The organism is Prevotella sp. E15-22 (assembly GCF_023204875.1).
GTDB lineage: Bacteria > Bacteroidota > Bacteroidia > Bacteroidales > Bacteroidaceae > Prevotella.
Genome location: NZ_CP096247.1, coordinates 22,642 through 41,734 on the forward strand (window position 1 = coordinate 22,642; position 19,093 = coordinate 41,734).

Consider the following 19,093-nt stretch of genomic DNA (forward strand, 5'->3'; position numbering starts at 1 on the left):
ATGTGTGGATCTTACTCAAATCCGCCACCACCACCAAACGTGTTGTTGTTGTCCTCGTCCAGACCGTTGCCGTGGCCTTCCTCGCCTTCGCGCTCAGGCTTCTTCTTCGTCATGTTGCCGAAGTTCCAGGTGAGCTGCAGGTTGATGCGTGGGTCGCGATAGTTCTTCTGATGGCGCCAGAAGGTGGGACCCTCAGTATAGTTCTCAAACTTACGGGTGTTAAACACGTCGCGCCAGTTCAGGGCCAGTGCGAAGGTCTTGTTCAGGAATGTTTTGCGCAGACCCAGGTCCAGCGAGCCGTTAGCCTTGCGATGACCCTGGGTGATCACTGAGCGCGAGCGATAGTTGCCTGTGGCCTGCACAGAGATGCTGTAGGGCAGGATCACTGAGGCCAGCACGCGAGCGTCCCAGGCAAAGTTCTCGTTGCCCTCGCCCGTCACCGTCTGGTTCTCAACGATGGTCGAGAAGCCGTCCAACTTATAGTAGTAGGCGTTCAGCGTGGTGGTCAGGTCGAGGATGCGCAGGAACTTATCCTTCAGGATGAGCTCGGCACCAGCACTCTGACTCTTGGCCACGTTGAGGTTAGTCATATACATCACGTTCTGACCCTCATACAGTCCCTGATAGCGGATGCGCTGCATCACGTCTGTGGTGGGGCGATAGTAGGTGCCCAGCGACAGCGTGTGGTTGGTCCATGTCTTCAGGTAGTTCAGCGAGAAAGCGTTGGTAAACTCAGGTGTCAGCTCAGGGTTACCAAACTCGATCATCGAGGCGTCGCGCGTGTTCTTAAACGAGTTGAGCTGTCCGCCCCAGGGACGACGCAGACGACGTGTGACGTTCAGCTGAATCTGTGACGTGGGTGTCAGTTCATAGTTCAGGAAGACAGAGGGGAACAACTCAAAGTAATCCTTCTTGAAGGGCGACTCGTTCTGATAGTAGTCGATGCTCTTCGTGTCCACCTTCCAGTATTCGCCACGCAGGCCAGCCATCACGCCAAACTTGCCAAACTTCATGTTGGCCGTGGCATAAAGGGCGTGGATGTCGCTGTCGTAGATAAAGCGGTTGTAGAAGTAGGGGTCCTCCTTCAGCAGGGGGTCGTCCGTAGCCAGTCGCTGAGCCTGTCCAGCGGCAGCATACTCATAGCTGCTCTGTGGCGTGTTCTCGTGCGAGAAGCGACCCTCATAGCCCGCCTCAATCTTGAAGTTCTCGTTTATCTGGTTCTCATAGTCCAGGCGCGTCTCCCAGTGGCGGTTGTTCATGTCCATGGGTCTGTACTGATAACTGTATGTTGAGGCCATCGTGCCCAGATAGGTCGTATCGTTCAGATACTCGTTCGAGCCGTCGCCGTTCCATTTGTTGAACGACACCATAGCGTCCAACTTGTGCGTACCACTCTCATTGAACTTATGCGTGAACGACAGTTCCACGTTATACATGTGGTTCTTGCCGTCGCCCCATGTCTGACGGTTCAGCTGGCGGTCGGGCGTCTTGTTGCCAGCAGCGTCGAACGAACCATATTCATACGTCGTCAGGTTGTCGTTCGAGCGGTTGCCCTGCATGGTCATACCGGCCAGCGACAGGTCGTCGTCATCGCTCAGGTGGAAGGTCAGTCCAGCGCGAGCAAAGAGTCCGCCACCATTGTTGTTGTTCTCGCCCTCGCTATACTGATAGCTGTTGAAGGGCGAGCTCTCGTTGGCGCGATAGCGCTGGTCGCTCATGTTGCCACCATTGCCCTTGCGCTTGCGATAGCCCAGGTTGGCATAGGCATCCACCCACTTCGAAGAATAGTTGATGTTGCCACCCACGTTCCATCCTTTCTGGTTGTTCACGCCCGTCTGCACAGAGCCGTAGTAGCCAGCACGACGGTCGCGCTTCAGGATGATGTTGATGATGCCGGCTGTGCCCTCAGGCGAGTATTTGGCGCTGGGGTTGTCGATCACCTCGATGCGCTCGATGCTCTCGGCAGGAATCTGCTGCAGAATCTCAGCACGGTTGTCACTGGTCAGACCGCTGCTCTTACCGTTGATCCACACCTCCACGCTCGAGTTGCCACGCAGCGAGATCTCGCCGTCGGTGGTCACCTCCACCGATGGGATGTTTTCCAGCAGATCACTCACCGAGCCGCCAGCAGCTGCCAGCACCTCGTCCACGGTAAACGTCTTGCGGTCCACCTCCAACTTCATCTGCGAGCGCTGACCCGTCACCTGCACCTCCTTCAGCATCTTCTGGTCCTCGGCCATATAGATGGCGTTGAAGTGCACAGTGCGCTTCTGCGGCGTAATCTGTACGGCGCGCTTCACGTCCTTATAGCCCACCAAAGAAATCTGGAGTGTGTAGTTGCCGTCCTTCAGGCCCTGAATGTTGAAGGCACCTTTCACGTCGGTCATGCCGCCGCCAGCCAGTTTGCCGGCGCTGTCGGTCAGTCTCACGGTTACAAACTGCAGTGCCTCGTCGTTCTGTTTGTCGAGCACCTTTCCTCTAACCACACCTTGTGCCTGCACGTTGAGTGCGACACCAATAAAAAATAATAGGGTATAAACTAGTTTATTCATAATGTGCTTATTTGACGCATAACCTTAATAAAGGTTTAAACTACACTCAAAAAGTTTTTTTTGCATGATGAAATAATTTCTATTTTTGTTTCCAAAGTGTTTCAACGTTGGAAACACTTTGTTTCTCCTATGGAAACACTTTGTATCCATTATCGAAACAAACTGTTTCCATTATAGAAACAAACTGTATCGCCTATAGAAACAAATGAAATACATATAATAGCAAAACAAAAGGGCCTGTAGAGAGCCCCTTTTGTTTTGTTATTCGATACTTATTTTATTCGAACAGCGAGTCGAGGAAGGTATAGAAAGAAGGATCCTCGCCCGTCACCACCTTAACAATCTTGCCTTTAGGGTCGACAATGACCTTGGTGGGGAAGCCCTCAACGCTGTATTGCTCCATCAGGCCGCGAAACTTATCATCTGGGCAGCGCACCTGCTTCCAAGGCAGTTCGTGCTCCTTGACGGCAGCCTTCCATTTAGCCTCCGTGTCGCGACAGTCCACACCCAGAATCTCCATCTTGTCCTTGTGTTTCGCGTAGGCCTCCTTCATGTTGGGAATGCCACGCACACACCAGATGCACCAGGCGCCCCAGAAGTCGATGACAACATACTTGCCCCTGAGCGAAGAAAGTTTTGTGGGTTTGCCCTGCAGGTCTGGCAGTTCAAAGTCGGGCGCCATCTTGCCTTCCTCCACCGTCATTTGTTCTATACTAGCAGCCGATTGCTGGCGCTGTCCGCACGATGCTGTGAGCGAAATTGCTACTGCGAGCATCATCATAGTCATCATTACTTTTTTCATCTTTTTTATTTTTTATGTGGTTTCAGGCTGCAAAATTAAGAAAAAAGATTCAAATATGGAAATAAAAGCGTACCTTTGTGCGCTGTATAAGAAACGACGACAAATGGAACCAATCAATGACTTCTTCTCGCTGCTCAGCTCGTTCTTGTGGGGCTGGCCCATGGTGATCCTCCTTTTGGGAACCCACATCTTCCTTACCTTTCGTCTGGGCATCCCCCAACGCAAGTTGCTCACGGGCATTCGCCTGTCGGTGAAGAAAGATGCAGGCGCCGACGGCGATGTGAGTCAGTTTGGAGCCTTGGCCACAGCCCTGGCGGCCACCATCGGCACAGGTAATATCGTGGGCGTGGCCACGGCCGTGGCACTGGGAGGTCCTGGTGCCGTGCTGTGGTGCTGGCTTACAGGCATCTTCGGCATGGCCACGAAATATGCCGAGGGACTGCTGGCTGTGAAATATCGTGTGAAGGGCAGCGACGGCCATACCTATGGCGGCCCAATGTATGCCCTCGAGCGAGGCCTCGACATGAAGTGGCTCGCCATCCTCTTTGCCGTCTTCACCGCCCTGGCGTCGTTTGGCATCGGCTGCACCGTGCAGGCCAACTCCATCGCCCTGCTGGCCAGCGAGACCTTCGGCATACCCACGTGGATTATCGGCATCAGCATCTGCGTGCTCACAGGCTCGGTCATCCTGGGTGGCGTCAAGTCGATTGCTCGCGTGTGCACCATCCTGGTGCCGTTCATGGCCGTGCTCTATGTGCTGGGCTGCCTCGTCATCCTGGTGATGAATGGCGATTTTGTGTGGCCAGCCGTGCAACTCATTGTGCAGTCGGCCTTCAACCCCTCGGCCGCAGGTGGCGGTTTTGTGGGTGCCACGGTGATGATGGCTGCCCGCTATGGCATCGCACGAGGCTTGTTCTCTAACGAGAGTGGCATGGGCTCGGCTCCCATCGTGGCTGCTGCCGCCAAGACGCGCAACCCTGTTCGCCAGGCGTTGGTGTCGAGTACGGGCACGTTTTGGGATACCGTGGTTATCTGTGCCCTCACAGGACTGGTACTTGTCAGTAGCATCCTGGCCTATCCAGACATCAGCTATGCCGATGGCGCTGCCCTCACCAAGGTGGCGTTCTCGAAGATTCCCTATGTGGGTGCACCACTGCTCACCTTTGGCATCCTCACCTTCGCCTTCAGCACCATCCTGGGCTGGAGCTATTATGGTGAGAGTGCTGTGAACTATATCGAGGCACGACGTGCCAACCGCTTCTACCGTATTCTTTATATTGTGGCGCTGTTCTTTGGCTCCATCATCAGTCTTGACATCATCTGGAACATCGCCGACACCATGAATGCCTTCATGGCTATTCCTAACCTCATCGCCCTGCTGCTGCTTAGTGGCGTGGCTGCAAGAGAGACTAAAAAATATCTTTGGGGCAATCGGTTGGATGAGGAAATGGAGGAGTAATTTTTACTCCTTCCCAAGATTGTTCACTTTCGGACAGTAGGAGTGTCCATTTTCGGACACTTCGAAAATGAGTGACTGCTGATTATCAGGTAGTTACGTTTTTGGCATGGATGTTGTTGATAAAAAGGCGAATATTTTTATATCAACAACATCAACCTATGAGATATATCAGACAGGCTCTCGCCCTGATGCGCGAGGAACGACTTTACTCAGCCATGTACATCGCTGGCACGGCACTGGCCGTGGCCTTCGTGATGCTCATCGCAGAGGTGTATTACATCAAAATGGCCGACATTGCGCCAGAGGTGAACCGAAGTAAAACGTATTATCTGGCCGCACTTGGCATTGGAAAAGATGCAGCAAAAAGCGCAATGCACGAGGACCTTCACCTATTTCAGGAGATGAAGACCCCAGAATACATGACTGCTGTGGCCTATACGTGGGATCAAAGGAAAATATGTATCAAGATGCCCGACAACATCCATGAAATGGAAGCCAATCCAAAAATGACCGACCCCACCTTCTTCAGTATGTATCAATTCCACTTCATTGAGGGAGCCCCGTATTCACAGGATGACTTTGACAATCATCGCCACGTGGTAGTCATTACCGAGGACGTAGCAGAACATCTCTTCGGAAAGGGAGCAAAGGCCGTAGGGAAGACCATCCATTTCTGTCATACGGACTATCGTGTCTGTGGCGTGGTGCAGACACCAAGTGCTCTATTGGAGGTCTGTTCTGCCGATATTTGGGTGCCCTACTCGGCCGAAGGTCTTACAGAAGAAATTGGTTTATATTCTCTTGTGGAAGTACCCATACAAATATATTTCAGTGTGCCAGCCAATCAGCGCGAGGCTTTCAAAAAAGAGATAAAAAAAGTTGAGGCACGCTACAACTCCATGCATCCAGACGATACTGTTGACATGACAACATTCCTGATTTCTCATTACGAATCTGTATGGCAAACTCTCTGCAATGTTTTTGACACCGAGCCCGATAACATTTTCTGTTTTCTGTTGCCATCCATCCTCCTCCTACTGTTCGTACCCGCCCTCAATCTCAGTGGCATGGTGGCCAGCCGCATGGATCGCAGACTACCCGAGATGGCCATTCGAAAGGCTTTTGGCGCCAAGCGCCTAACGCTACTTGGCCAGGTTATTACAGAGAATCTGATACTGACGCTCATCGGTGGCACCCTCGGCCTCTCTCTGGCATGGACGGCTCTCTATGCTTGGCGTGACTGGGTCTTCCATGTGTTTGCTGGCTATAACTATTTCTTCGACTACAGCGGTGTGCCTATCATCCGAGGCGAGATGCTCTTTGGTCCTACCATTTTCCTCATCTCGCTGCTGGTGTGTGGTCTGCTCAATGTATTGGCTGCCACCCTGCCTGCTTGGATCAGCCTGAGAAAGCCGATTGTTGAATCAATGGGACTGAAAAAATAAAAAGATAAAAAAATGAAACACATAAAGAATATTTTCAGCCGTAAGTCCTCCATCTGGCTGGCTCTCGAACTCATCCTTGTCACCATCGCCTGTTGGTGGGCGTTCGATCCCTTACTGGTCACCTCTTATGTCACTCATATGCCCTTGGGCTATGATACCGACAGATTGGTGCAACTAAATGTAGCTAGCAACATCCCTGTAAAAGAGGCTTTCCAAAACACAAATCTATTTAGAGATGAAGAGACGCAACTAGTTGAGAAACTAGAGGAGATGGAGGATGTGGAAATGGCCTATCTGGCTTACGACAAGCCTATCGGAAACGGTTCTATGAATCTTGGCCATTATTTCTCCACCAAACTTCGTGAAGACTCTATTTATGCTCATGTATATGGGTTCATGCCAGACTCCAAGATGTTTGAGGTCTATGGCATTCAGTCACTCACACCCGAGGTGCCCACTAGCGAACTGTCACACGACTGTGAATGGGAAAAAAGTATCATCATCACTCGTTCGCTCGCCATGTACCTTTTTGGCACCATTGATGTGGCTGGACGCACAATAACCAGTTATACCACGTTTTACAACGAAAAAATATGGGACTATCAAAAGGGAAATGTGGATTACAAAGTCCGTGCGGTAGTAGAGGATATCAAATCATATATATCCGACCGCGACTATACCAACGTATTCATCTGTAAGGGATCACCAAGCGTCAACATCCCCATCATCGTCCGACTGCGTGAGGGAATCAATGCCGATAAGTTTATCCAGTCGCATCAACAGCAGGTGGATTACGAGTTAGTGACAAAGCATTGCTATGTGCGCAACATGAAAAGTCTCAAGGAATTAAATCAGCAGGAATTCGAGCACACCTATGGCCGTTCGACACGCCGTTTTATGCTCATCGCTGCATTTTTTGCCCTCAATCTCGCCCTTGGCGTCTTCGGCACATTGCTCATGTACACACGTCAACGTCGCGAGGAGGCTGGCGTGCGCCGTGCCTTTGGTGCCACAAGGTGGAGCGTCTTCTGGAACTTTATCAGCGAGGCATGGCTGCTCACCACCATCAGCGTTGTTGCTGGCTGTGCCATCTACTTCCAGTTTGCCACCACCCACGGACTTTTCAGTTATTTCTTAGGCACTAACAGCGCCTCGCACTATTGGTTCGACGACTTCGGCACCCACTTCCTCGTGGTCTCTGTCATCGTCTACCTCGTCCTGCTGTGTGCCGTGCTCATCGCCACTGCCATTCCTGCATGGCGCATCTGCCGAAGTGAAATCACTGTAGCCTTAAAAGATGAATAATATGAGATATTTCAGACAAGCTTTAGCCATGATGCGCGAAGAGAAACTCTTCTCTGGCATCTACATCGTAGGCACTGCCCTGGCCATAGCCTTTACCATGGTGATGGCGGTGGTGTACTACATCAAGTTAGCACCTGTCTATCCTGAAGCAAACAGGGCGCGTACCATTTATTTCGAGGGCCTTCGCATTGAGGCCGAGAACGAGGGTATGGGACAGACGGGATTCAGTACCAAAGCCTTTGAGGAATGGTTTCAGAACAGTGAGAACATCGAGTACTGCTCGCCTACGCTGCTGGCTGCAGGAACAGGTAAGACGGAGGGCCGATGCCACAGTTTCGTGGTGAGAGGCAAGGACGACTTCCTGGAAGTGGTTCGCAATGAGGTCAGTGCCGACTTCTTCCGTATCTATGAGTATGACTTCCTGAGTGGCCGTCCCTTCACCAACAAGGAAGTAGAGGATAAGGAAGAGGTCTGTGTGATCAGCGATGCCTTGGCCGAGCGACTCTTTGGCAAGGGCGTGGATGCCGTGGGACGGATGGTGGAGTTAGAGAACGGTGGCGACAACCTGCGTGTTGTGGGCGTGATACGAGGCTGCAGTCAGTTGACGCCCGACAGCTATGCCGATGTGTTGATGCCCTATACGCAGTTTGAATTCTACTCGGGTTCCCCCTATAGCGGCACCTATTCTGTTGTGGCCACCGTGAAGGATGATGCTCACCTGCAGGCCCTGAAACAGGAGTTGGACGATGTTGCTGCTCGTATAGAACAGGCACACCCAGAGGCGCTGAACAACTTTAGCTTTGGTGAAGGCGTGAAGAAGAAGCTGGTGCTGACCAGACACATGGAGACGCATCCGATGCACGTGTTGCGTACAGAGAATCGCGATGGTACGTTTGACATGGTCACCAACTGGCAACTCGTCAAGCACTATGCCAGCATCTTGTTCGTCCTGCTCTTTGTGCCTGCACTCAACCTCTGTGGCGTGGTGGCAGGACGCATGGAACGACGCAGGGCAGAGATGGCCGTGCGTAAGACCTTTGGCGCCCGTCGCAGTACACTGCTGAACCAGGTGGTGATAGAAAATCTGGTGCTCACAACGATAGGCGGCATCATTGGTCTTGTTCTCTCATGGCTTGCCATCTATGGCCTGAGAGCAGAGATCCTGGGCATGTTCTTCGACAACAGCACCCTTTCATCGGCTCCTATCGTGGAAGGCGAGATGCTCTTTGCCCCCCTGTTGTTTATAGGTGCCTTCGCTGCCATCATGGTCCTTAGTCTACTGGCTGCCGTGGTGCCTGCTTGGTGGAGCCTGAGAAAACCGATTGTTGAATCAATGATGGAAAAGAGATGAAACAGATACTGAACAATATCCTGAATGCCAACAGTTGGCTTTTCCTTGAACTGGTTATCATCACCATTGTGGCATGGGCCGTGTTCGAGCCTGCCGTGGTGAACTGTTACTATCGCAGTCTGCCCCTGGACTACGACAGCGAGCAACTGCTCTATGCTGAGACTGAGGTGAATGGTGATGTCTTCGTCGACGAGAACGGCACGCCACATGACGCCTGGGAGATGATGCCCCAACGCCATCAGCAGATGCTGCGCCAGCTGATGGCCGTAGAGGGCGTGGAGTCGGCCTATCTTTACACGCAGTCATACGGCTCCGTGGGCTATAGTCAGCCAACCTTTAATTATTGTCGCGCTGATGGCGATACGCTGCTGCTGAATCGTATTGGTTTCACCAACGACTCCCACTTCTTTGAGACGTATGGCCTGAAGCCCCTGACGGGCAGTCCTTCGGCAGAGGAGCTGTCGCAAATCTCCAAGAGTGATCAGCAGGTGGTGTTGACCCGTTCGGCTGCTATCTCCCTGTTTGGAACAGCCGATGTGGTGGGGCGCCAATTCAGCATCTGTTATCAGCCAGAATACAAGGTGACCGTTGCCGGCGTGGTGGAGGATTTCCGTCCGTCGATGTCATCCACGATGCGCTCAATTATCCTGATGCCTGAAGACTTAAACCATACAGAATGCCGATATGTCATCCGACTGAAAAAGGGGTTGGATGCGAGTCGCTTCGTTGAGGAGCACGGACAGGACCTGATACGTGGTGGCAGAACGACGTTTAATCGCATCAGCCGACTCAAGACCTTCGAAGATTATCTGAAGCAGTTGGAACTCGACGATGGGCGTACGCAGGAGGTGAACCGCAGTCTGGCACTGGCCCTGTTCTTCCTCGTCAACCTGATACTGGCTGTCATCGGCACGGTCTGGCTCCACGCCAAGAGGCGTACTGAGGAGTGTGGCGTTTGTCGTGCCTTTGGTGCCACGAAGTTGCGCCTGCTGTTCAACTTCCTCTGGAAGAATGTGGTGCTGACTACTGCTGCCGTCATCATCGGCTGTGCCATCTACCTGAACTATGCTCACAGTGGCATTCAAGAGTACGATGGTGAGGTGTACTACGAAACGCTCTATAGCATTAGGGAGGTATCGCTCCCAGCCGACAAGACGTGGGTGGATTACTTCTGGTCTCACTTCCTCGTGGTCTCGGCCGTTGTCTATCTCGTCTTGATTGTCACTGTTATCATTGGCACGGCCATCCCTGCCGTGAAGATTATCAGAACAAAGATTACGGAGGCATTGAGAGAAGAATAAACGACCCACCCCCAGCCCCTCCCTGCGAGGGAGGGGAGTAATTACCAAGAACAAATTAACAATAAAACAATAAGCATTATGGAAACAGTTATTAAACTTACAGGAATCAACAAGATCTATCGTACCGACGAAGTGGAGACACAGGCGTTGGAGAATGTAAACCTCGAAGTGCAGAAGGGCGAGTTCCTCAGCATCATGGGCCCCTCAGGCTGCGGCAAGTCAACGCTGCTGAACATCATGGGACTGCTCGACGAGCCCACCAGCGGCGAGATTGAACTGTGTGGCACACGCATCGACCCCAAACTGAGCGACAATAAGTTGGCAGAACTGCGCAACAAGACGCTGGGCTTCGTGTTCCAGAGCTTCCACCTCATCCCCACACTCAACGTGCTTGACAACGTACAGCTGCCCCTTATCTATCGTGGCGTGCGCAGCAGCGAGCGCATCAAATTGGCCAAGGAGGTCATCGAGCGCGTGGGTCTCAGCCATCGCATGAAGCACCGTCCCACACAGCTCTCTGGCGGACAGTGCCAGCGTGTGGCCATCGCCCGTGCCATCATTGGCAACCCAGAGATTCTGCTGGCCGACGAGCCCACTGGTAACCTCGACTCGAAGATGGGTGCCGAGATTATGGAACTGCTCCACAAACTGAACCGTGAGGATGGTCGCACCATCGTCATGGTGACCCACAACGAGCAGCAGGCTGCCCAGACCAGTCGCATCATCAAATTCCTCGACGGACGACAGATACAGTAAAAAAGACCCACAGATTATTTTCGACCACGAATTTCACGAATTACACGAATGATTAAGATCATACGACACGCCTTTGCACTCATCCGCGAAGACAAGCTCTTCTCCGCTATCTACGTCGCGGGCACAGCGGTGGCCATCGCCTCGGCAATGGTGGTGGCGCTCATCCTGCACATCCGCATCAGCAATATCTATCCTGAGGAGCACCGCGACCGCACAGTGTACCTGAAAAGCTACTTCAAGAACGACAAGGGAGCATTCGTGGGTTACTCCGGCTATTCTCCCCTTGCCGTTGAGGAACTGTTCAGCCACCTGAAGTGTGCCGAGGTGGTCAGTGCCAACATGGACAACAGCTATGTCTATCGCTTCACGGCCTGCGAGGAGCTGGGCAAGCAGGAGATGCCGGTGACGATGAAGTTCACCGATGCCAACTTCTACCGCCTCTACGACTTCCAGTTTGTCAGCGGCAGGCCCTACACCGATGAACAACTGCAGCATGCCGAGAAGTGCATCGTTATCACCGACGTGCTGGCCCGCCGGGTGTTTGGAACGACGGAGCAGGTGGCAGGCCGCCAATTGCTCCTCAACTACCTGCCCTATCGCGTTGTAGGCGTTGTCAGGGAGGTGAGTCCGCTATTGGTCAACTCCTCGGCCGATGTCTACCTGCCCTATACCGTGAATGACTCGCGCAGCCACTGGCAGAGCCGGGACGTGAGCTATGCTGGCGGTCTGGAGGTGACGGTACTGCTGAAGGAGGGCTGCACTTACCAGATGCTGAAGGACGAACTGGAACCCTACCGTGCAAAATACCTCTCGATGCTGCGACAGGCAACGGGCAGGGACTACGAGTTTAGCATTGACGCACAGATGCACTGGGCCAGGACGCTCAACTTCGAAGAATCTTACGATATGTCCACGGGCGACATGCTGTACAACCTGCAATATCCCGCCCTGCTCATGTTGCTGCTCCTGCTGCTGCCAGCCATCAACCTGAGCGGCCTAGTGTCGAACCAGATGGAGGCGCGCATTGCCGAGATGGGCATCCGCAAGGCTTTCGGCGCCAAGCGCCGGACGCTGCTCAGTGAGGTCATCCATGAGAACCTCGTGCTGACGCTCCTGGGCGGCATCGCGGGCTATGCGCTCTCGTGGCTCTTCATCAGCGCCATGTGCAGCAATACCATGTTCCTCGCACTGTTCGAGCGCGAGTACGATCCCATCAACAGCGTGTCGCTTCAGCTTGACATGTTCTTCACGCCGACGCTGTTCCTCATTGCCTTCGTCTGCTGCGCCGTGCTCAATCTCATGGCGGCCCTCATTCCTGCCTGGTCGTCGCTGCGCAAACCTATTGTTGAATCATTAAACCAGAAAAGATGAGCATGATACTGAAGAGTCTGTGGACTCGCAAAAAACAGAACGGCTGGATATTTGGCGAGATAGCCATCATCTCCTGCCTGAGTTGGTTCATTGTCGACTTCCTCACCGTCACTTTCTATGCCACCCATTTCTGCATACCGGCAGGCGAGTTTGAGAAAGACCACCTCTGCGTGGGCCAATTGGGCATCGTCCGCAGTGAGAGTGCCTCTGAGGGGCAAGCCATCACCGAGGAAGAGGCCCGTGGGGTCTATGTCATCCGCGACAAGCTGGCCACCATGCCCGAAGTGGCATCCGTCTGCCTCACGCCCGACTATCTGGGGGCCAACCTTCGTTTCTACAACTGGCGCACGCTGGCCCTGGCCGATGACACCACGCGTACCATCGGCTTCTCGCAGTTCTTCTACTACCAGAACGAACATTTCTTCGAGACCCAGGGGCTACGCGCCATTGAGGGCAGTCCCGATGCCGAGACGCTGTCACGGCAGATTGCGCCCGACGGCATCGTCATGACCCGCAGCGTGGCGCAGATGCTCTTCGGCCACGACCATGTGATGGGCAAGCGCGTGGCGATGGTGGACACCCGCTATGAAGGAGGAGAAATCGTCCACGGTGTGGTTGGCTACCACACCATAGCTGGCGTGGTGGAGGACGTGAAGGGTGCGCCCAACGAGCGATACCCCTATGTGGTCTTCTTCCCCAATCCCGGCAGCGGGGCCAGTGCCTACTGCCAACTGCTCGTGCGGCTGAAACCCGATGCTGATGCCAAGATCTTCGTAAAGCAGCTCACGCCTACGCTGATCAACGACTTCCGCGCCGGCATCTGCGTTTTAGGCAGTCTCGAAACCTATCAACAGCACTACGACAAGCAGGTGGCCCACGACTACACGATGTACACCACGCTGGCCACGGTCCCCCTTGTTCTCTTCGGCATCATCGTCGTGCTGGGCACACTGGGCACCTTCTGGCTGCAGATACGCAAGCGCACAGAGGACATCGGCATCATGCGCAGCTTCGGCGCCAAGCGGCGCGACATCTTCCTACAGATATGGGGCGAGGCGGCCGTCCTTACCGCTCTTGCCGTCTTCACGGGCTGTCTTGTCTGGTTTCAAGTTGCCATCCACTGGGATGTGCTCTCAGATGGCAACGCCTACGGCGGCTCCGGCCGCGAGACCGACTGGGTGTCGCAGTTCTGGCCTCATTTCCTCATTGTATCCTCCATCCAGTACCTTTTGCTCCTCGCCATCGTCACCATCGGCATGGTGGTGCCTACGTTCCTTGCCATGTATAAACGTCCTGTAGAAGCCTTGCAACATGAATAGACTCTTTTTCTTTTGTCTGGCTTTACTGCCCCTGTCGACACAAGCCCAAACGGACACCCTCCGCCTGACCCTCGACGAGTGTATTACGATGGCACGCCGCCAGAGTATCGAGGCCGCCGTGGCCTTGGGCGAACTGCGCTCGGCCTACTGGCAGTGGCGCAGCTACAGGGCCGACCTGCTGCCAGAGGTGACGCTGTCGGGTACTGCTCCCTCGTACAACAAGCGCTACAGCTCGTATCAGCAGGCCGATGGCTCGCTGTCGTTCGTACGCAACGACTACCTGGGCCTTGACGGTGGACTGCATATCTCGCAGAAGCTGTGGCCCACAGGCGGCACCATCTCTGTGGAGTCGTCCCTGGACTACCTGCATCAGTCGGGCAATGGGGTGAGCACGCAGAATCAGTTTATGTCGCTGCCCGTGGCCATCACCCTGCAGCAGCCCCTCTTCAGTGTGAACTACCTGAAGTGGAACCGTCGCATAGAGCCCTTGCGTTATCGCGAGGCCCAGGCGCGCTTCCTCACAGAGACCGAGCAGGTGGCCATGCAGGCCATCAGCCATTATTTCAGTCTGCTGCTGGCTGGCGAACAGGTGAACATCGCACGCCAGAACCTGCAGACAGCCGAAAAACTCTATGAGGTGGCCCAGGCCAAGCGCCAGATGGGTACCATCAGCGAGAACGACGTACTGCAGATGCGCCTCAACATGCTCACTGCCCGCAGCGCCCTAACCAACAGCGAGAGCAGTCGGCAGGCCAGTCAGTTTGCCCTGCGCTCGTTCCTCGACGTGGAGGCAGATATCGCCCCCATTATGCCTGAGGACTTACCACTCCCCTCCCTCGATAGGGAGGGGCAGGGGATGGGTCTTTCTTACGAGGACGTCCTCACCCATGCCCTGGAGAACAATGCCCAAGCCACCACCATGCGTCGCCGCCAGATAGAGGCCGACTATGCCGTGGCGCAGGCCCGTGCCAACCGTCAGAGCATCAACCTCTATGCCCAGGTGGGCTATACGGGCAATGCCGACAACCTCAATGGTGCCTATCGCAACCTGCTGAGCAACGAGGTGGTGCAGGTGGGCATCAGCATCCCCCTGCTGGACTGGGGCAAGCGCAAGGGACAGCGCAAGGTGGCCGAGAGCAACCGCGACATCGTGCAGGGACAGATACGTCAGCAAACGCAGAACTTCCGACAGGACATTTTTATTCTGACGGAGCAGTTCAACAACCAGGCAGAGCAACTGCGCATTGCCTGCGAGGCCGACACCATTGCCCGTCGTCGCTATCACACCAACGTGGAGACCTTTAAGATTGGTACCATCTCGACCCTGGAACTATCGGATGCGCAGACGGCCAAGGACCAGGCGCGCATTGGGCGCATCACCCAACTCTATAACTATTGGTATTACTATTATCAACTGCGCAGCGTCGCCCTCTGGGACTTCGAGCACCAGTGCGACCTGACGGCAGACGTTGAGAAACTCATTTCAGAGAAATAATATGAAGAACGATAACGAAACGATGGACAGGCAGATTCCTGTCAGCGAGCAACGCAAGAAGAAGATACGTAAGATAGCGATAGCTGCTGCGGTGGCTGTGGTGGTGCTGGGCATCGGTGCCTGGCTGGGCTCGATGATGATGCCCTCGATAGACCGCAAGAAGCTGATGATATCTGAGGTGGACCGTGGCACCATCGACGTGAGCGTGTCGGCCACGGGTAATGTGGTACCTGCTTTCGAGGAGATTATCATCTCGCCCATCAGCGCCAAGATACTCGAGGTGTATGCCCATAGTGGCGATAGCGTAGACGTGGGTACGCCCCTGCTGCGCCTTGACCTGCAATCGGCCGAGGCCGACTATGCCAAGGCACTCGACGAACAGGAGATCCGTCGCCAGCAGCGCGCCCAGCAGCTGGCTAGCAACGAAACACAGTTGGCCGACCGTCGCATGCAGATAGAGGTGAAGGAGATGGAACTGTCGCAACTGGAAGCGAAGTTGCGCAACGAACTCTATCTGGACAGTCTGGGTTCAGGCACTCGCGACCGTGTGCGACAGGCAGAGACCACGCTGCGCACGGCTCAGATGCAACTGAACCAGTTGCGCCAGCAATACCAGAACGAGGTGAAGGCGAAGCAGGCCGACCAGCGTATTCAGCAACTGAACGACGGCATCTATGAGCGCAACCTCGATGCACAGCGTCGCACACTGAACGATGCTCGCATCTGTTCGCCACGTCGTGGCACGCTTACCTATATTAATACAGAGGTGGGCAGCATCGCTGGCGGTAGTCAGAAGATTGCGGTGGTGAGCGACCTGAGTCATTTCAAGGCTGAGTGCGAGATTAGCGACAACCACAGCGAGCGTGTGCGTGTGGGTGGAGCTGTCATCTTGCGCATTGGCAAGGAGCGTCTCAGGGGCACCATCAACACCGTGACGCCGCTGAGCAAAAGTGGTGCCATCACCTTTACCGTGGTGCCCGATGATATGAGTCACCCGCGTCTGCGCTCTGGTCTCAGGGCCGAGGTCTTTGTCATCACCAGCATCAAGGACGATGTGCTGCGCATCAAGAACGGCTCGTTCTATAGCGGTCCTGGCGACTACACCCTCTTTGTCGTGAACGGCGACACGCTCTTGCCTCGCGAGGTGAAGCTGGGCGAATGCAACTACGACTACATCGAGGTCATCAGCGGCCTGGAAGTGGGCGAGCAGGTCGTCGTCAGCGACATGACGAAATATAAAGGTAAAGAAAAGTTGAAGTTGAGTGGCGAGGATTAAAAAGTTTTTTGTTATCTTTGCAGACGCAAACCTATAACAGATAAATATGATTCTCGTAGTAGACGACGATAAAACCATACGCCTTTCGCTGAAGCTCGTGCTGGAACGCAACGGCTATGAGACAGCTTTGGCCGAGGAACCGAAGGAAGCCATACAGATGATTCGCAGGACGCCTGCCGTGGAGCTGGTGCTGATGGACATGAACTACACCCGTGCCACTGATGGCGAGGAGGGACTGACACTGCTGCGACAGATCAAGGTGCTGCGCCCTGATCTGCCCTGCATCCTGATGACGGCCTGGGGCAGCATCGACCTGGCTGTGCAGGGCATGCGTGCTGGTGCGTTCGACTTCCTCACCAAGCCGTGGGACAACGGTGTGCTGCTGGAACGCATCGAGACGGCTGTGAAGTTGACAGTGAAGGGGCAGGAATCTGTGGTTCATCGCCCAGAGCGCAACCCCATTGTTGGTACCTCGCTATCCGCTATCCTGGCCACCGTGGCGCGTGTGGCTCCCACCAACGCCCCTGTGCTGATAACAGGCGAGAGCGGCACGGGTAAGGAACTCATTGCTGAGGCCATCCACCGTCAGAGTCGCAGGGCCAACGGACCCTTTGTCAAGGTGAACCTCGGCGGCATCTCTACGTCGCTGTTCGAGAGTGAGATGTTTGGCCATAAAAAGGGCTCGTTTACGGATGCCAAGGCCGACCGTGTGGGGCGCTTCGAGATGGCGAAGGGCGGCACTATCTTCCTCGACGAGATAGGCGAACTGTCGCTGGCCAGTCAGGTGAAGCTGTTGCGTGTGCTGCAAGACCAGACCTACGAGGTGCTGGGCGACAGCGAGACGCGCCGTACGGATGTGCGTGTGGTGTGTGCCACCAATGCCGACCTGCGCACGATGGTGGCCGAGCATACGTTTCGCGAGGACCTGTTTTATCGTATCAACATCATCAACCTCCACCTGCCGCCCTTGCGCGAGCGCTTGGAGGATATCCCTTTGTTAGTGGATCATTTCATGACGGAGGCCTGCAAGGCCAACGGACTGCCTGCAGTGAAGGCCTCGGCCGAGGCCATCGCCTATCTGCAGACACTGCCCTTCCCTGGTAATATACGCGAGTTGAAGAACCTGGTGGAGCGCACGGTGCTGATGAACCCACCCCAAACCCCTCCCTCCGAGGGAGGGAATCAGTTACTCACCAGCGATGCCTTTCATCCTCTCAATGGCGACCAGACACCACTCCCCTCCATACAGGGAGGGACCGGGGGTGGGTCTTTATCTTCCATGGAGCGCACGGCCATTGCGGCCAGCATTGCCAAGAATGGCGGCAACCTCTCGTTGGTGGCTAAAGAGCTGGGCATCAGTCGTGGCGCACTTTATAGAAAGATTGAAAAACACGGCCTATGAAGCTGAAGCATTATTTTGTTCTCCTGGCCCTGGGCATCGTGCTGTTGGCAGGCGCAGCCCTCTATGCCGCGTTTGGCAGCGACTCCACGCTGTTCTACGCTGTCGAGGGCTTTGTCGTTGTGCTGCTGTGCTATCTGGGCTACTTCTATCGCAAGACCATTCGTCCCTACGACACGCTGATTGGGGGTATGGAACTGGTGAAGGACCTCGACCTGACCACCCGCTTGGCACCATCGGGGCAGCACGAGACCGACCTCATTGTGCGCACCTTTAACGACCTGCTGACACGCCTGCGCAGCGAGCACCTCACACTGGAAGAGCAATACTCTTTTCTCAGTCTGCTGATTGAGGCCTCGCCGATGGGCATCGTGCAATGCGACATCGACGGCAGGACCACCTCGATGAACCCTGCTGCCCGTGAGATGCTGTCGCCCAACATCGAAGAGGCGATGAAGGCATTGCCCATGGGCGAGTCGACCACCGTTCGAATGACGGGCGGTCCGCAACTGTTCCGCATCAGTCACCTGTCGTTCCCTGACCGTGGCTTCCAGCATCCCTTCTTCCTTATCGAACCCCTCACAGCCGAGGTGCGCCAAGCCGAGAAGGCGGCCTACGAGCGCATCATCCGTATGATAGCCCATGAGGTGAACAACAGTGTGGCAGGCATCGTCAACCTGATTGACAGTGAGCCTGCGGCCGACCGTCTGAAGGCGCTCTCGGCCTTCGTCACGCGCTTTGCCGAAGTAGTAAAAATTCCCAAGCCGCAGTTGCAGTTGTGCGACCTGAGCGAGGAGGTGGAGGCCTGTCAGCCGTTCCTCGAAAACCTGTGCGCTGGTAAGCCTGTGCACCTGGCGTTCTGCCTCACCGACGAGGCCACGCCTGTGCATCTCGACACAGTACTCTTCCAGCAGGTGCTCATCAACATCGTGAAAAATGCGGTGGAGAGCATCGGCCACAACGAGGGACATATCACCATCACCACCACACCCTATCAGCTTGTTGTCACAGACGATGGCTGTGGTATCCCTGCTGAGGTGGCGCAGCATCTGTTTACTCCGTTCTATTCCACCAAGCCCCAAGGCCAGGGCCTCGGACTGCTGCTCATCCGCGATATCCTGACGGCCCACGGCTGCACGTTCAGTCTGCTCACTGACCCTGACGACCACCTCACGCGCTTCACTATCCAGTTTGTAACTAAATGATAATCTTTGAGGGGGATAAAATGTGAATATGTAACCGAATGGGCTAATTAATAATCA

Annotated in this window: 14 protein-coding genes; 12 read left to right on the top strand and 2 right to left on the bottom strand. The window is 54.6% G+C overall.

The features are described 5' to 3' along the window. Positions 1 to 11: 11 nt before the first annotated feature. Both M1D30_RS00105 and M1D30_RS00110 read right to left on the bottom strand, forming a co-directional pair. Positions 12 to 2,552: a TonB-dependent receptor domain-containing protein gene (locus tag M1D30_RS00105; RefSeq protein ID WP_248504968.1), complete on the bottom strand. Its 2,541-nt coding sequence runs from the start codon at positions 2,550 to 2,552 to the stop codon at positions 12 to 14. A 277-nt stretch (positions 2,553 to 2,829) separates the two neighbouring features. Beyond that, positions 2,830 to 3,354, bottom strand: coding sequence for a TlpA family protein disulfide reductase (locus M1D30_RS00110; RefSeq protein WP_371874118.1), 525 nt, complete (start codon positions 3,352 to 3,354; stop codon positions 2,830 to 2,832). 103 nt (positions 3,355 to 3,457) lie between these two features. Here M1D30_RS00110 and M1D30_RS00115 point away from each other — a divergent pair, with 103 nt between their 5' ends. The 12 genes from M1D30_RS00115 (at position 3,458) to M1D30_RS00170 (ending at position 19,036) form a co-directional block, all read left to right on the top strand. After that, the gene (locus tag M1D30_RS00115; protein ID WP_248504970.1) at positions 3,458 to 4,813 is read left to right on the top strand and encodes a sodium:alanine symporter family protein; all 1,356 of its coding nucleotides are present in this window, start codon (positions 3,458 to 3,460) and stop codon (positions 4,811 to 4,813) included. 158 nt (positions 4,814 to 4,971) lie between these two features. Beyond that, on the top strand, positions 4,972 to 6,258 hold the full coding sequence (locus tag M1D30_RS00120; protein ID WP_248504972.1) for an ABC transporter permease: 1,287 nt from the start codon (positions 4,972 to 4,974) through the stop codon (positions 6,256 to 6,258). A 12-nt stretch (positions 6,259 to 6,270) separates the two neighbouring features. Then, entirely contained in the window at positions 6,271 to 7,563 is a 1,293-nt protein-coding gene (locus tag M1D30_RS00125; RefSeq protein WP_248504974.1) for an ABC transporter permease, read from the top strand. Beyond that, positions 7,556 to 8,914 (top strand): ABC transporter permease, encoded by a 1,359-nt coding sequence (locus M1D30_RS00130; protein ID WP_248504976.1) that lies wholly within the window; start codon positions 7,556 to 7,558, stop codon positions 8,912 to 8,914. The genes M1D30_RS00125 and M1D30_RS00130 overlap by 8 nt, the downstream gene beginning before the upstream one ends. Further along, positions 8,911 to 10,215, top strand: coding sequence for an ABC transporter permease (locus tag M1D30_RS00135; RefSeq protein WP_248504978.1), 1,305 nt, complete (start codon positions 8,911 to 8,913; stop codon positions 10,213 to 10,215). Before M1D30_RS00130 ends, M1D30_RS00135 begins: the two co-directional genes overlap by 4 nt. A gap of 78 nt (positions 10,216 to 10,293) precedes the next feature. Further along, positions 10,294 to 10,971, top strand: coding sequence for an ABC transporter ATP-binding protein (locus M1D30_RS00140; protein ID WP_248504980.1), 678 nt, complete (start codon positions 10,294 to 10,296; stop codon positions 10,969 to 10,971). Between the two features lie 48 nt (positions 10,972 to 11,019). After that, positions 11,020 to 12,342, top strand: coding sequence for an ABC transporter permease (locus tag M1D30_RS00145; RefSeq protein ID WP_248504982.1), 1,323 nt, complete (start codon positions 11,020 to 11,022; stop codon positions 12,340 to 12,342). Next, positions 12,339 to 13,661 carry an ABC transporter permease gene (locus M1D30_RS00150; protein WP_248504983.1) on the top strand — a complete coding sequence of 441 codons (1,323 nt, stop codon included), beginning with the start codon at positions 12,339 to 12,341 and terminating at the stop codon, positions 13,659 to 13,661. The genes M1D30_RS00145 and M1D30_RS00150 overlap by 4 nt, the downstream gene beginning before the upstream one ends. Then, entirely contained in the window at positions 13,654 to 15,156 is a 1,503-nt protein-coding gene (locus M1D30_RS00155) for a TolC family protein (protein WP_248504984.1), read from the top strand. The genes M1D30_RS00150 and M1D30_RS00155 overlap by 8 nt, the downstream gene beginning before the upstream one ends. 22 nt (positions 15,157 to 15,178) lie before the next feature. Further along, positions 15,179 to 16,432 (top strand): efflux RND transporter periplasmic adaptor subunit, encoded by a 1,254-nt coding sequence (locus tag M1D30_RS00160; protein WP_371874195.1) that lies wholly within the window; start codon positions 15,179 to 15,181, stop codon positions 16,430 to 16,432. Between the two features lie 46 nt (positions 16,433 to 16,478). Further along, positions 16,479 to 17,834, top strand: coding sequence for a sigma-54 dependent transcriptional regulator (locus tag M1D30_RS00165; protein WP_248504986.1), 1,356 nt, complete (start codon positions 16,479 to 16,481; stop codon positions 17,832 to 17,834). Next, entirely contained in the window at positions 17,831 to 19,036 is a 1,206-nt protein-coding gene (locus M1D30_RS00170; RefSeq protein ID WP_248504987.1) for a PAS domain-containing sensor histidine kinase, read from the top strand. Before M1D30_RS00165 ends, M1D30_RS00170 begins: the two co-directional genes overlap by 4 nt. Positions 19,037 to 19,093: the final 57 nt, after the last annotated feature.

Coding starts and splice junctions, on each gene's coding strand:
- M1D30_RS00105 (WP_248504968.1), bottom strand. CDS start 2,552: ATGAATAAACTAGTTTATACCCTATTATTTTTTATTGGTGTCGCACTC.
- M1D30_RS00115 (WP_248504970.1), top strand. CDS start 3,458: ATGGAACCAATCAATGACTTCTTCTCGCTGCTCAGCTCGTTCTTGTGG.
- M1D30_RS00125 (WP_248504974.1), top strand. CDS start 6,271: ATGAAACACATAAAGAATATTTTCAGCCGTAAGTCCTCCATCTGGCTG.
- M1D30_RS00170 (WP_248504987.1), top strand. CDS start 17,831: ATGAAGCTGAAGCATTATTTTGTTCTCCTGGCCCTGGGCATCGTGCTG.
- M1D30_RS00145 (WP_248504982.1), top strand. CDS start 11,020: ATGATTAAGATCATACGACACGCCTTTGCACTCATCCGCGAAGACAAG.
- M1D30_RS00155 (WP_248504984.1), top strand. CDS start 13,654: ATGAATAGACTCTTTTTCTTTTGTCTGGCTTTACTGCCCCTGTCGACA.
- M1D30_RS00135 (WP_248504978.1), top strand. CDS start 8,911: ATGAAACAGATACTGAACAATATCCTGAATGCCAACAGTTGGCTTTTC.
- M1D30_RS00140 (WP_248504980.1), top strand. CDS start 10,294: ATGGAAACAGTTATTAAACTTACAGGAATCAACAAGATCTATCGTACC.
- M1D30_RS00150 (WP_248504983.1), top strand. CDS start 12,339: ATGAGCATGATACTGAAGAGTCTGTGGACTCGCAAAAAACAGAACGGC.
- M1D30_RS00130 (WP_248504976.1), top strand. CDS start 7,556: ATGAATAATATGAGATATTTCAGACAAGCTTTAGCCATGATGCGCGAA.
- M1D30_RS00110 (WP_371874118.1), bottom strand. CDS start 3,354: ATGAAAAAAGTAATGATGACTATGATGATGCTCGCAGTAGCAATTTCG.
- M1D30_RS00160 (WP_371874195.1), top strand. CDS start 15,179: ATGGACAGGCAGATTCCTGTCAGCGAGCAACGCAAGAAGAAGATACGT.
- M1D30_RS00165 (WP_248504986.1), top strand. CDS start 16,479: ATGATTCTCGTAGTAGACGACGATAAAACCATACGCCTTTCGCTGAAG.
- M1D30_RS00120 (WP_248504972.1), top strand. CDS start 4,972: ATGAGATATATCAGACAGGCTCTCGCCCTGATGCGCGAGGAACGACTT.